Annotated in this window: 9 protein-coding genes and 1 tRNA gene; 8 read left to right on the top strand and 2 right to left on the bottom strand. The window is 70.8% G+C overall.

The genetic code is table 11. From position 1 onward, the window contains the following. Position 1 precedes the first annotated feature (1 nt). Together J2X21_RS25935 and J2X21_RS25940 are read left to right on the top strand one after the other, a co-directional pair. Positions 2-1,831, top strand: coding sequence for an autotransporter assembly complex protein TamA (locus J2X21_RS25935; RefSeq protein ID WP_310333041.1), 1,830 nt, complete (start codon positions 2-4; stop codon positions 1,829-1,831). Continuing rightward, complete coding sequence (locus J2X21_RS25940; protein WP_310333042.1) at positions 1,828-5,814, top strand: translocation/assembly module TamB domain-containing protein; 3,987 nt, start codon at positions 1,828-1,830, stop codon at positions 5,812-5,814. Before J2X21_RS25935 ends, J2X21_RS25940 begins: the two co-directional genes overlap by 4 nt. Before the next feature lie 128 nt (positions 5,815-5,942). Here the strand turns inward: J2X21_RS25940 and J2X21_RS25945 are convergent, their stop codons facing one another. Together J2X21_RS25945 and katG are read right to left on the bottom strand one after the other, a co-directional pair. After that, the gene (locus J2X21_RS25945; protein ID WP_310333043.1) at positions 5,943-6,293 is read right to left on the bottom strand and encodes a GFA family protein; all 351 of its coding nucleotides are present in this window, start codon (positions 6,291-6,293) and stop codon (positions 5,943-5,945) included. A gap of 58 nt (positions 6,294-6,351) precedes the next feature. Continuing rightward, on the bottom strand, positions 6,352-8,565 hold the full coding sequence (gene katG, locus J2X21_RS25950) for a catalase/peroxidase HPI (RefSeq protein WP_310333044.1): 2,214 nt from the start codon (positions 8,563-8,565) through the stop codon (positions 6,352-6,354). 153 nt (positions 8,566-8,718) lie between these two features. On the opposite strand from katG, the gene J2X21_RS25955 reads away from it, so the two are divergent. From J2X21_RS25955 to ssuC, 6 genes are all read left to right on the top strand, one after another. Next, positions 8,719-8,793: transfer RNA gene (locus tag J2X21_RS25955), tRNA-Arg, on the top strand. A gap of 236 nt (positions 8,794-9,029) precedes the next feature. Beyond that, positions 9,030-9,887: a hypothetical protein gene (locus tag J2X21_RS25960; RefSeq protein WP_310333045.1), complete on the top strand. Its 858-nt coding sequence runs from the start codon at positions 9,030-9,032 to the stop codon at positions 9,885-9,887. A 138-nt stretch (positions 9,888-10,025) separates the two neighbouring features. Continuing rightward, positions 10,026-10,571 (top strand): NADPH-dependent FMN reductase, encoded by a 546-nt coding sequence (gene ssuE, locus J2X21_RS25965; protein ID WP_310333046.1) that lies wholly within the window; start codon positions 10,026-10,028, stop codon positions 10,569-10,571. 138 nt (positions 10,572-10,709) lie between these two features. Further along, positions 10,710-11,669, top strand: a complete 960-nt coding sequence (locus J2X21_RS25970) for a sulfonate ABC transporter substrate-binding protein (RefSeq protein ID WP_310333047.1) — start codon at positions 10,710-10,712, stop codon at positions 11,667-11,669. A 91-nt stretch (positions 11,670-11,760) separates the two neighbouring features. After that, on the top strand, positions 11,761-12,933 hold the full coding sequence (gene ssuD / locus J2X21_RS25975) for an FMNH2-dependent alkanesulfonate monooxygenase (protein ID WP_310333048.1): 1,173 nt from the start codon (positions 11,761-11,763) through the stop codon (positions 12,931-12,933). Positions 12,934-12,935: 2 nt separating this feature from the next. After that, a complete protein-coding gene (ssuC, locus tag J2X21_RS25980) occupies positions 12,936-13,706 on the top strand; it encodes an aliphatic sulfonate ABC transporter permease SsuC (protein WP_310333049.1) in 771 nt (256 codons plus the stop codon). Position 13,707: the final 1 nt, after the last annotated feature.

The following is a 13,707-nucleotide window of genomic DNA, read 5'->3' on the forward strand; positions in this document are numbered from 1 at the left end:
GATGACCCGACTGATCGCGCTGCTGCTGTCTGCAGCGCTGCTGACCGGCTGTGCCACCCTGAAGTCCCCCGAACCCGCCGCCGCGCCGCGGCCGGCACCCGACGTGCCCGCCGATGCGCCGGCGGTCTACAGCCTGGACATCGAGGTCGAGGGCGACACACGCAATGGCGACCTGCGCAAGCTGCTGGGCCAGCATCTGGACATCGCCCGCTACCGCGCCAGCGAGGCGGCACTGAGCCGCGTGGAGCTGGCGCGCCTGGCGGCCGCCGCGCCGACACAAGTCCAGGCGCTGCTGGAGACCGAGGGCTACTTCAACGCCAGTGCCGACGTGGAGCGCGACGGCGGCGACTCGTCGCGGCTGCGCCTCATCGTGAAGCCCGGGCCACGCACCCGCGTGGCCAGCGTCGCGATGGAGTTTCGGGAAGGGCTGAGCGACGACTCGAATGCCGACGCCCGCGCGCTGCGCGAAGCGCTGCGCCGCGCCTGGCCGCTGTCGGAGGGCACGGCCTTCACGCAGGGCCAGTGGGGCAGCGGCAAGAGCGACCTGCTGGTGCGCGCCCGCACGGGCGGCTTCCCGCAGGCGCGCTGGGCCGAGACCAATGCGCGCGTGGATGCAGAGAACAACACCGTGGAGCTGCGCCTGGTCATGGCAAGCGGCAACCGCGCCAAGCTGGGCGCGCTGCGCATCGAAGGCTTGCAGCGCCAGAGCCGCGAGTCTGTCGCGCGCCTGGCCGCTTTCGACCACGGCGACCCGTACACCGAGCAGAAGCTGGCCGAGTTCCAGGAACGCCTGGCCAAGACCCAGCTGTTCGATGCGGTGCGCGTGCAGCTGCAGCCGGAGACCGTGGAGGCCGACGGCACCAGCCCCGTGCTGGTCACGCTGACCGAGTCGTCCATGCAGCAGGCCACCGTGGCCGTGGGCTATCACGCCAACAACGGCCAGAGCATCAGCGTGGAACATCTGCACCGCCGGCCGTTCGGGCAATCCGTGCGGGCACGCTCCAAGATGCAGCTCAGCCGCGATCTGCGCGGCGTGGAGCTGGAACTCAGCTCGCATCCGCAGCCCGACCTGAAGCGCAACCTCGCATCACTGCAGTTCGAGCAGGACAGCACCGGCGACACGATTGCTCAGAACCTTGGCGTGCGCCTGGGCCGCATCTACGAATCGCCTCAGGACGACAAGCTGACCTACATCGAGCTGCTGCGCGCCCGCGAGACCACGGGCAGCCAGGTCAACACCAACCTGGCCGTGTCGCTGAACCAGCAGTACATCCGCCGCCGGCTCGACAGCTCGCTGCTGCCCACCGACGGCTACCAGGCACTGCTGCTGGTGGGCGGCGGCCAGGTGCGCGGCGGCGGCACGGACGACAGCGGGCCGTTCGGCCGCATGCAGTTCAAGCTGGGCTACTACAAGCCGCTGGGCGGCTGGTTCGGCTCGGCGCGCGCCGAGTTCGCCCAGGTCATCGCGCGCGAGCAGGTGGGCGTGCCCGAGAAGCTGCGCTTCCTGGCCGGTGGCGACGAGTCGGTGCGAGGCTACGCCTACCGCAGCCTGGGCCCGACCGAGAACGGCCTGACGGTGGGCGGCCGCGTGCTGGCCACCGGCAGCGTCGAGATGGCGCGCCCAATCACGCCCAGCATGCCCAGCCTGCTCGGTGCGGTGTTCGTCGACGCCGGCAATGCCGCCTCGCGCTGGAACGACTTCAAACCCGTCGTCGGCTACGGCGCCGGCGTGCGCTGGCGCAGCCCGGTGGGCCCGCTGCGCATCGACATCGCGCGGGCGCATGAGACGGGCAAGTGGCGTCTGCATTTCTCCGTGGGGGTGACGCTGTGAGGCGCTCCCTGCGCGTGCTGCGCGCCACGCTGATCGGCGTTGTGGCCCTCGTCGTCGTGCTGGCTGCCTTCGTCGCCTGGCTGCTGCAGCGGCCGTCAGGCGGCGCCTGGCTGCTGTCCCATGTGCCGGGCGTGCAGGTCGAAGCGCCCGAAGGCTCGCTGGCGGGCGACTTCCGAGCGAAGCGGCTGCTGTTGACCTGGGCGGGCGGCACCGCCGAGCTGCGCGGGCTGCGCTGGTCGGGGCTGGGTGCCAGCTTCGGCAACCGCGAGCTGCGCGCGTCGACGCTGCAGGTCGACGAGATCCTCGTTCGCACCCAGCCCAGCACCAGCCCGCTGGTCGCGCCGCAAGACCTGTCCCTGCCGGTGGGCGTGCACATAGGCCGCATGCAAGTGGGCAGCCTCAGCTGGGCCGCCGACCAGCCGCCGCTGCGCGAGCTGGATGCCGAGGTGCGCCTGCCGCGCCACGGCACGCACCACGTGAAGCTGAAGATGGCGCGCTGGCAGCACCTGCTCGTCAACGGCGAGGCCAAGGTGGACAGCGTCGCGCCGCTGCAGACCGAGGCCAGCTTCAGCATCCAGCAGCACGAAGCCACCGAACTGCCCTGGGTGGCCGTGGCCGCCGCGCGCGGGCCGCTGGCGCAACTGGCCGCCAAGGCCGAGCTGGAGGCCGCCCAGCAGAAGCTGAAGGCCGAAGGCCAGATCCGGCCGTTCGCGCCCTGGCCCGTGACACGGCTGCAACTGCAGGCCGACAGGTTCGACCTGGCGGCGCTGTCGGCGCTGGCGCCGGGCCTGCCGCGCACCGCACTGACCGGCCAGGCCCAGCTCAACGCACCGGCCCGCGATGCCGAGGCCACGCTGCAGGCGGACCTCGTCAATGCCAATCCCGGGCGCTGGGACCAGGGCGCCCTGCCCGTGCACAAGCTGGCGCTGGCCGTCGCCGGCCGCCCCGACCAGCTCACCAGCCTGCGCTTGACGCAGCTGGATGCCCAGGTGGCCGGTGGCGGCCGCGTGCAGGGCCAGGGCAAGCGGGAAGCAGACGGACGCTGGCAGCTGGAAGCCCGCGTGCAAGGCCTGCGTCCCGAGGCGCTGGATGCGCGCGCAACGCCGGCTCGGCTGGACGGGCCGCTATCGGTGTCCGGCGGCCCCAAGCAACCGCTGCAGGCGCAGCTGGACCTGCGCGGCACGCTGGAGCAGCGCCCGCTGCGGCTGCAGGCCCGCGTGCAGGGCCGGCTGCACGATCGAGGCAGCAGCTGGCAGATCGAGGAGGCGCGCCTGACCAGCGGCGACGCCCAGCTGCAGGCCAGCGGCCGCATCGACGCCACCGAGCCCCCCAAGGGAAAAACACAGCTCGCCGCCAAACTGCAGGCCCAGCTGCGCCAGTTCGACCCGCATCTGCTGTGGCGCGGCGAGCCCGGCTCGGCCTGGGCCCGCCTGCCCGGCCCCACGCGGCTGAACGCCGACGCCACGCTGGACGTGCGCGGCAGCGACGCCGACACCGCCACCGGCAGCGCCGACGCGACGCTGCTGCCCGGCCAGTTCGGCGGCCTGCCGCTGGACGGCCGCGTGCAACTCAGCCGGGCGCGCGCCACCGAGCCCGCCGCCTTCGACATCAACGCCCGCCTGGGCAGCAACCGCGTCCAGGCCCAGGGCAACGCCAAGCCCGATGCCGTGGCCGCCAAGCTCAAGCTGCAGGCCGCCAAGCTGGCCGAGCTGAACCCGCTGCTGGCCTTGTTCAAGCAAGGCCCCATCGCTGGCAGCGTGGAGGGCGACGGTGACGTCAGCCTGCTGCGCGTGAAGCCTCAGGCGCTGGGCAAGCTCGCGCCCAAGACCATGCCCGCCGCGGTCTGGCAGCTGGGCGGCAGCGGCAACGCGACGCTGAAGGGCTTCAGCGCCAACGACATCGCGGTGGACAACGCCAAGGCGCGCTGGTCGCTGCCGCTGCCTGGAGAAGGCGGCGACGCGCCGTTGGCGCTGCAGCTCGAAGCCGGCGGCGTGCGCCAGCCGCAGGTGCAGCTGAAGCTGGTCAAGCTGGACCTGCAGGGCCGGCGCAGCGCCCACGAGCTGAAGCTGCAGCTTGCCGGCCGCGTGCCGCGCGAGTCGCAGGACCTGAACCTGGGCGCCACGCTGCAGGCGCAAGGCGGCTGGGACGGCCGCGCCTGGAGCGGCCGCATCGCCAAGCTGGACATCGCGCCGCTGCGCCCCAACACGCCGGCCGCGCTGGCCGCCAGCAACGTCGCGCTGCGCGTGGGACTGGACGACGCCGGCATCAACGTCACGGCGCAGCCTGGCCGCGCCGAGGTGGGCGGCGCCTTCGTGCGCTGGCAGGCGCTGAGCTGGCAAGGCGGCGCCAAGCCCGTGGGCCGCGCCGAGCTGCAGCTGGAAGACCTGGCCGTCGCGCCGCTGCTGGCGCGCTGGCAGCCCGACTTCGGCTGGGGTGGCGACCTGCGCGTGACCGGCCATGCGTCGCTGCTGCTGAACGACAAGCTGACCGCCGAACTGCTGCTGGAGCGCCAGGGCGGCGACCTGCGCGTGACCGACGAGTTCGGCACGCGCGCGCTGGGCCTGACCGACCTGCGGCTGGCCGTCAACGTGAACGACGGCGTCTGGACCATCGCCCAGGGCTTCGCCGGCCGCGACCTGGGCAGCTTTGGCGGCGCCATCACGCTGCGCCCCGCGGGCCTGCTGCCCGACGCGCAGACGCCGGTGCAAGGCGTGCTGCAGGCCAACGTGGAACAGCTGGCCACCTGGGGCGCGTGGGTGCCGGCCGGCTGGCGGCTGGCGGGCCGCGCATCGGCCCAGCTGCAGCTGGCCGGCCGGGCCGGTGCGCCCGAGCTGAACGGGCACATCGAGGCCGACGGCCTGGCGCTGCGCCACCTGCTGTACGGCGTGGACTTCACCGAAGGCCGCTTCGCGCTGGACCTGAAGGGCCAGCATGCCGAACTCACCAGGCTGGAGGCCAAGGGCGGCGATGGCTGGCTGCGCGCCAGCGGCCGCGCCGAGCTGGGCGCCAAGCCGGCCGCCCACATCGAGCTGAAGGCCGACAAGCTGCGCGTGCTGTCGCGCGTGGACCGCCGCATCGTCGCCAGCGGCGAGGCGACGCTGGACCTGGACGACAAGGGCCTGAACCTGGCCGGCAAGCTGCGCGCCGACGAGGGCCTGATCGACTTCACGCGCGGCGACGCACCCGCGCTGGCCGACGACGTGACGGTGCTGCGCGGCGCGCGCGACGCCGCGCCCAAGGACCCAACCGCGCCGCCGGCACCCAAGGCCGCGCGCAACTCCACGGTCAACATCGCGCTGGACTTCGGCCGCGACTTCAAGGTGCGCGGCCGCGGCCTGGCCACGACGCTGCGCGGCCAGCTCGCCATCACGCAGAAGGACGGCAACCCGCTGCGCGTGACCGGCAAGCTCGATGCCGACGGCGGCCAGTACGCGGCCTATGGCCAGAAGCTGGACATCGAGCGCGGCGACATCACGTTCACCGGCAGCCTGGACAACCCCTCGCTGGACCTGCTGGCCGTGCGGCCCAACCTGGACGTGCGCGTGGGCGTCTATGTCGGCGGCACGGCGCTGTCGCCACGCGTGAGCCTGCATTCCGAGCCGGAGATGAGCGACACCGACAAGCTGTCCTGGCTGCTGCTGGGCCGCGCGCCCGACGGCCTGGGCCGCACCGACACCGCGCTGCTGCAACGCGCCGCCGTCGCGCTGCTCAGCGGCGAGGGCGAAGGCGCCACGGGCCGGGCGCTGCGCCAGCTGGGGCTGGACGAGCTGTCGCTGTCGCAGAGCGATGACGACACGCGCGCCACCATCGTGCGGCTGGGCAAGCAGATCTCGCGGCGCTTCTATGTCGGCTACGAGCGCAGCCTGAACGAGACCTCAGGCAGCTGGCAGTTGATCTACCGCATCGCCCAGCGTTTCACGCTGCGCGCGCAGACCGGCGACAACACGGCGCTCGACCTGATCTGGCAGTGGAAATGGAACTGACTCGCCCACCCCGTACCGGCTTCGCCGGCCCCCTCAAGGGGGCGCCGCCAGCGGCCCGGCAAAGCCGGTTCCGCGGCGGCCGCGCGATGAGCAGCCGGCCTGCGGCGGCGGCTGCGATTACCTGAGGTTCACTTCGAGCGCCCGTCGTAGTGCTGCACCGGAACCGCCGCGAGATCGATGCCTTCGATGCAGCGGATGTTGACCGCCGCGACCGCATCGCCGTTGGGCGCCTTGCCTTCGCCGTAGGGATGGATGCCGCAGTTCGGGCAGAAGCGGTGCTGGATGACGTGCTTGTTGAACGTGTAGTTCGCCAGCTCGCTTTCGGGTGTCAGCAGCCGCAGCGACGCGCGCGGCGCGAACCACAGCAGCGAGCCCTTGCGCTCGCAGATGGAACAGTTGCAGGACAGCGCGGAATCGATCTCGCCGTCGACTTCGAACTTCACGCGGCCGCAGTGGCAGCTGCCTTGATGGGTGGTCATGGGTGGCCTTCGCAGGATCGGGGAGAGGGTCATTCTGGCCCGCCTCCCCTTTCTTGCATCAGGCGAGATCGAAACGATCGGCGTCCATCACCTTGACCCACGCGGCGACGAAGTCGTTGACGAACTTCTGCTGCGCATCGCTGCCGGCATAGACCTCGGCCAGCGCGCGCAGTTGCGCGTTGGAGCCGAAGACCAGGTCGGCCACGGTGGCCGTCCAGCGGCGCTCGCCGGTCCCGCGATCCACACCCTCCAGCACGTCACCGTCGGCGGCTGACTTCTGCCACTTCGTACGCATGTCCAACAGGTTCGTGAAGAAGTCGTTGCTCAGCGTGCCGGGCTTCTTCGTGAAGACGCCGTGCTTGCTGCCGCCCGCATTGGCGCCCAGCACGCGCAGCCCGCCGACCAGCACCGCCATCTGCGGCGCCGTCAGCCCCAGCAGCTGCGCCTTGTCGACCAGACGCTCGGCCGCCGAGGCCGCCGGCAGGCCCTTGCGCAGATGATTGCGGAAGCCGTCGGCCTGCGGCTCCAGCACGGCGAAGGAGTCGACGTCGGTCTGCGCCTGCGTCGCGTCGCCACGGCCCGCACGGAAGGGCACGCGGACGTCGAATCCGCCCTGCTTCGCCGCGGCCTCGACGGCGGCGCTGCCACCCAGCACGATGAGGTCGGCCAGCGAGATCCGCTTGCCGCCGGAGGCCGACGCGTTGAACTCCTTCTGCACGCCCTCCAGCTTGGCCAGTACCTTGGCCAGTTCGGCCGGCTGGTTCACTTCCCAGTCCTTCTGCGGCGCGAGGCGGATGCGCGCACCGTTGGCACCCCCACGCCTGTCGCTGCCGCGGAACGTGGAGGCCGAAGCCCAGGCCGTGCTGACCAGCTGCGAGATGCTCAGCCCCGAGTCCAGCAGCTTGGCCTTCAGCGCGGCCACGTCCTTGTCGTCGACCAGCGCGTGGTCGGCCTTGGGGATGGGGTCTTGCCAGATCAGCTCTTCCTTGGGCACCAGCTTGCCCAGGTAGCGAGCGCGCGGGCCCATGTCGCGGTGCGTCAGCTTGAACCAGGCGCGCGCGAACGCGTCGGCGAACTCGGCCGGGTTGGCATGGAAGCGGCGCGAGATCTTCTCGTAGGCCGGATCGAAGCGCAGCGCCAGGTCGGCGGTGGACATCATCGGCGCGTGGAACTTCTTCGGGTCGTGCGCATCGACCACGGTGGTGGCGCCCGCGCCGCCCTTGGGGCGCCACTGGTGCGCGCCGGCCGGGCTCTTCGTCAGCTCCCACTCGTACTTGAACAGGGTGTCGAAGTAGCCGTTGTCCCAGGTCGTCGGATTGGGCTTCCAGGCGCCTTCCAGGCCGCTGGTGATCGCATGGCCGGCCATCCCGCTCTCGAAGCTGCTGCGCCAGCCCAGGCCTTGCTCGAGGATGTCGGCGCCCTCGGGCTCCTTGCCCAGGTGGCTGTCGGGGCCTGCGCCGTGCGCCTTGCCGAAGGTGTGGCCGCCGGCCACCAGCGCCACGGTCTCCTCGTCATTCATCGCCATGCGGGCGAAGGTGTCACGGATGTCGTGCGCCGACAGCTTCGGGTCGGGGTTGCCATCCGGGCCTTGCGGGTTCACGTAGATCAGGCCCATCTGCACGGCGGCGAGGTGCTCGGCCAGCTGGCGCTCGCCGCTGTAGCGGCTGTTCTCCGCGCTGCTCAGCGCCAGCCATTCGGCCTCGGCGCCGAAGTCGATTTCCTCGGGCTCGTAGATGTCATCGCGACCGCCGCCGAAGCCGAAGGTCTTGAAACCCATGGACTCCAGCGCGACGTTGCCGGTCAGGATGAACAAGTCGGCCCAGGACAGCTTGCGGCCGTACTTCTGCTTGATGGGCCACAGCAGGCGGCGGGCCTTGTCGAGGTTGCCGTTGTCGGGCCAGCTGTTCAGCGGTGCGAAGCGCTGGCTGCCGGTGACGCCGCCGCCGCGGCCATCGGCCACGCGGTAGGTGCCGGCGGCGTGCCAGGCCATGCGGATGAAGAAGGGGCCGTAGTGGCCGTAGTCGGCCGGCCACCAGTCCTGCGAATCGGTCATCAGCGCATGCAGGTCCTTGACGACGGCGTCGAGGTCCAGCGTCTTGAACTCGGCGGCGTAGTCGAACGCCTCGCCCATCGGGTTGCTCGCCGACGGATGCTGGTGAAGGATGTTGACGTTGAGCTGGTCGGGCCACCACTGCCGGTTGCCTCGCGCGCGGGCCGGTGTGGGGGTGGCTTGGCCACCGGTGAAGGGGCACTTGGCTTCGGTCGTGGACATCAGGGGTCTCCTGTTTTTGGGACCTGGAAAGTCTAGGAAGCGGCGCCCGCGCGGGCAATGCAAGCTTGGCAATGGCAGCGATAGCCCGAACCCACAGCCAAGCCCATGCGAGAATCCGCGCCCTCGCGTGGGCCACGCCCGCGCGAGCGGTGCCTCTCCGTAGTTCAATGGATAGAACGGCCGCCTCCTAAGCGGCAGATACAGGTTCGATTCCTGTCGGAGGGACCAGTCACCGCCCCGCGCAACCCGCCCGCACGATAGGCCCACTGGTGCGCCCCATCCGCTGCCGGTCGCCCTTCGCGGCAACACCGTGTAGTCTTGCAGGCAGCCCCTCGGCGGCAAAGCCATTTTTCGCGCCTCATCGCCGATTGCGAAGCTGTCCGAGACCCAGCCCGGCCACGCGGGCCTAGCGTGCGTGCATGGCGAAGGCGACGATGCAGCCACCCGGCCAAGGGACACGCAAGATGCGCAGCTTCATGACAGGCTTGAGACTAGGCACGCTGCGCCTCTCGGCAGCGCTGCTCGCATCCCCCGTGCTTGCCAGCACGACGCTGCCCGCGCTGAACAGCTACAGCCAGCCGCCCTTCGTGCTGCCCACGGCCGACCCCACGGCGGGGCTGGCGGCCGCGTTTGTCGGTTTGCTGAACGAGCAACTGGCCCCGGGGTCGCAGCTGCAGCTTGAGAACCTGCCACGGCGCCGGCTGGAACTGGAGCTGACGAACCGCGGCTTCTCGGGCATCGCGCTGTTCCTGGCGCCGGAATTCCTCGCCGCCCCGGTGCAGCAGGGCGGCGCGTGGTCCATCCCGGTCATGGTGGACGAGAACCTGCTCGTCAGCGTGCGGCCGCTCAAGCTGTCGACGCTGGACGACCTGCGCGGACTGCGGCTGGGCGGCATCGCCGGGCACATCTACCGTCAACTGGTGCCGCTGATCGACGACGGACGCCTGGAGCGTGAAGACGCGGTCGACCACATCGCCAACCTGAAGAAGCTGTGCCTGGGCCGCATCGACGTCATCGTCATCAGCCGCTCGGAGCTGGCCGGCACCGAACCGCTGGCTCGCTGCGCACACGAATACCGGCCGATGGCGTTTCCCGAGCCCCAGGTCATCGTGCGCCGCGTGCTCGTGCGCATGCCGGGCCATGAAGGCGCGCAGCCCCTGCTGGGCGCCATCGCCAGCGTGGCCTGCGGCGACAGATGGGGCGCGGCGCTGGCGGCCTACCGACTGTCCACGGTCGGCTGCCTGCATGGCGGCGCCGGGCGCAGCAGCGACACGCCACCACCCGTGAAGGCCCGCAGGCAACGCGCCGCCACGCGCACCTGAAGACCGGCCGCCTCCTCATGTCACGCCGGGCGACGAACGGCAGCGTCAACGCTTCCCGCATAAGCATCGCCGCTTTCCTTCGTTCCTCACACAAGCGCCCTTCCCTATCGTGCAAAGCCTGAACTCCAGCAGGCTCCCATGCACATCCTCAGCATCTCCGGCAGTCCCAGCGAACGCTCGCGCTCCGCGTGGCTGACGCAGTTCGCGCTGACCCGCCTCGAAGGCGTCGCCACCGGCAGCCGCAGCATCAGCGTGCGTGAACTGCCCGCCACAGCGCTGTTGGTGGCCGACACGCAGCACGTCGACATCGCTGAAGCGATCGCGGCCGTGGCCCAGGCCGACGTGGTGGTCATCGGCACGCCCATCTACAAGGCCGCCTACTCGGGCCTGCTGAAGCTGTTCCTGGACCTGCTGCCGCCCGACGCGCTGCGCGGCAAGACCGTGCTGCCGCTGGCCACCGGCGGCAGCGCCGCCCACCTGCTGGCGCTGGACTACGCGTTGAAACCCGTGCTGTCCGCCTTGGGCGCCCGCCATGTGCTGGACGCCGTGTTCGCCACCGATGCGCAGCTGCAGCGCCATGAGGCCGGCGGCTATGTGCTGGAGGCCGACCTCGTCGCGCGGCTGGACCGCGCCGTCGCGCCGCTCGCGCCACGCCGCGTGGCCGAGCCGCTGACCAGCTGTTGACGTCGGCCGCCGCACTGAACCCTCACTGACCGTTTGTCTCCTCGCCTCCCATCCTGGGATCGGCGACTTCGTCCCGGCGCTCGGGCGCGGATCGGGTGTGACCGAGCGCCGGGATCTTTTTGACAAGGACTCATTGCCATGACTTTCCGTTCCCTGCTGCGCTGGACCGCGCCGCTCGCCCTTGCCGTCTTCGCCCTCAACGCCACCGCACAGACCACGCTGCGCATCGGCTTCCAGAAGTCCGCCAGCCTGCTGACGCTGCAGAAGTCCAACGGCTCGCTGGAGAAGAAGCTTGCCCCGTTGGGCGCCACCGTGAAGTGGGTGGAGTTCCCCGCCGGCCCGCAGCTGCTGGAAGGCTTGAACCTCGGCGCCGTGGACGTGGGCTTTGTCGGCGAAGCGCCGCCCATCTTTGCGCAGGCCGCTGGCGCCAAGTTCGTCTACATCGGCTTCGACCCCGCGGCCCCCGAGGCCGAAGCCATCGTGGTGCCCAAGGGTTCGGCGATCAAGTCCGTCGCCGAGCTGAAGGGCAGGAAGGTCGCGCTGAACAAGGGCAGCAACGTGCACTACCTGCTGGTCAAGGCGCTGGAGAAGAACGGCCTGAAGTTCACCGACGTGCAGGCCGTCTACCTGCCACCGGCCGATGCGCGCGCGGCTTTCGAGCGCGGCGCGGTGGACGCCTGGGTGATCTGGGACCCGTTCCTGGCCGCCGTCGAAAAGCAGAGCGGCGCCCGCCTGCTGCAGGACGGCCGCGGCATCGTCAACAACTACGCCTACTACCTGGCCGAGCGTGGCTTCGCGGCCAAGCATCCGCAGCTGGTACAGGCGCTGTTCGAGGACACGCAGGCCCAGGCCGTTGCGCTGAAGGCCAACATCAAGGCCGCGGCCGCCGTCATCGCGCCGCTGCAAGGCCTGGAGCCCGAGGTCGTCGAGAAGAGCCTGCAGCGCTATGAGTTCGGCGTGAAGCCGCTGACGCCGGCCGTGGCTGCCGAGCAGCAGAAGATCGCCGACACCTTCCATGCACTGGGCTTGATTCCCAAGCCCATCCGCGTGGCCGATGCGCTGCCTGGAAGTGCCACCGTCGCCGAGGCCGCGCGATGAACAGCAGCGCTATCGCCCACCGCCTCGCCGCCATCCTGGCCACCACGGCCGCCGCCTGGCGCACCGCCCGGCCCCAACGGAGCTCACGCCCGTGAAGATCTTCTGGTTCATTCCCACCCACGGCGACAGCCGCTACCTCGGCAGCTCGCGCGGCGCACGCGTCAACGACTTCGCCTATTTCAAGCAGATCGCCATCGCGGCCGACAGCCTGGGCTACGAAGGCGTGCTGCTGCCCACGGGCCGCAGCTGCGAGGACTCGTGGGTCGTCGCCGCCAGCCTGATCGACGCGACGCGCCACCTGAAGTTCCTCGTCGCGCTGCGCCCCGGCCTTGTCGCGCCGACGCAAAGCGCCCGCATGGCCGCCACGCTGGACCGGCTGTCGGGCGGCCGCCTGCTGGTGAACCTGGTCACCGGCGGCGACGCCGAGGAGCTGGCCGGCGACGGGCAGTTCCTGGACCACAAGGCCCGTTACGAGCAGTCGGCCGAGTTCATCCGCATCTGGCGCGACGTGCTGACCCGCTCGCACACCGGCGAGGCGCTGGACTATGACGGCGAGCACCTCAGCGTGAAGGGCGGCAAGGTGCTGTACCCGCCCATCAACCGGCCCCACCCGCCGGTGTTCTTTGGTGGTTCGTCCGGCCCGGCGCACGACCTGGCGGCCGAGCAGGTCGACACCTACCTGACCTGGGGCGAGGCGCCCGCCGACGTGGCCAGGAAGCTGTCCGACGTGCGCGAGCGCGCCGCCGCCCGTGGCCGGCAGCTGCAGTACGGCATCCGGCTGCACGTCATCGTGCGCGAGACCGAGGACGAGGCCTGGCGCGCCGCGGCCGAGCTGGTGTCGGAACTGGATGAGGCCACCGTCGCCGCTGCGCAGGCGCGCTTCGCGGGCATGGATTCGGTCGGCCAGCGTCGCATGGCGGAGCTGCACCGGGGCCGCTTCAACAAGGCCAACATCCGCGAAGGCCTGGAGATCTCGCCCAACCTGTGGGCCGGCGTGGGGCTGGTGCGTGGCGGCGCGGGTACGGCGCTCGTCGGCAGCCCTCCGCAGGTGGCCGACCGCATCAAGGAGTACGCCGAGCTGGGGCTTGAGCACTTCATCTTGAGCGGCTACCCGCACCTGGACGAGGCACATCGATTCGCCGAACTGGTGTTCCCGCTGCTGCCGCTGTCGGTGCGCGAGAAGCTCGCGGCGCCGTCACTGACCGGGCCGTTCGGCGAAGTCGTCGCCAACAGCTACGCACCCAAGACCGTGTCCGCGAGCTGATCATGGCCTTCGCGCACCGCCTCGTTCCCTGGCTGCTGCCCACGGCCATCCTGATCGCATGGGAGATCGCATCGCGCAGCGGCGTGCTGGCCGCGCGCATCCTGCCCGAGCCGGCCGCCGTGCTGGCCGCGTTCTGGCAACTGCTGCGCTCGGGCGAGCTGGCCCATCACGTGGGTGTCAGCGCCGCGCGTGCGTTCTCGGCGCTGGCCCTAGGCGGCGGCCTGGGCCTGTTGCTGGGCCTGCTGACCGGCACCTGGCAGCGCGCCGAAGCGCTGCTGGACACGACGCTGCAGATGCTGCGCAACATCCCGGCGCTGGCGCTGATCCCGCTGGTGATCCTGTGGTTCGGCATCGGCGAGGCGGCCAAGCTGGTGCTGGTGGCCGTGGGCGTGTTCTTCCCGGTGTATCTCAACACCTTCCACGGCATCCGCAACGTGGATCGCGACCTCATCGAGATGGCGCGCAGCTACGGCCTGAACCGCTGGCAGCTGTACCGTCAGGTCATCCTGCCCGGCGCGCTGCCGTCCATCCTCGTGGGCCTGCGCTTCTCGCTGGGCCTGATGTGGGTGCTGCTCATCGTCGCCGAGACGCTGTCGGCGCAGGAAGGCATCGGCTATCTGACGATGAACGCCCGCGAGTTCCTGCAGACCGACATCGTGCTGGTGGGCATCCTGCTGTACGCCATCCTGGGCAAGCTGGCCGACGTCGTCGCGCGCGGGCTGGAGAAGGCCTGGCTGCCCTGGCACAAGGGTTATGCGGCGGAAGGAGCCTGAG

The sequence above is a fragment of the Roseateles asaccharophilus genome (assembly GCF_031458115.1).
GTDB lineage: Bacteria > Pseudomonadota > Gammaproteobacteria > Burkholderiales > Burkholderiaceae_C > Pelomonas > Pelomonas asaccharophilus_A.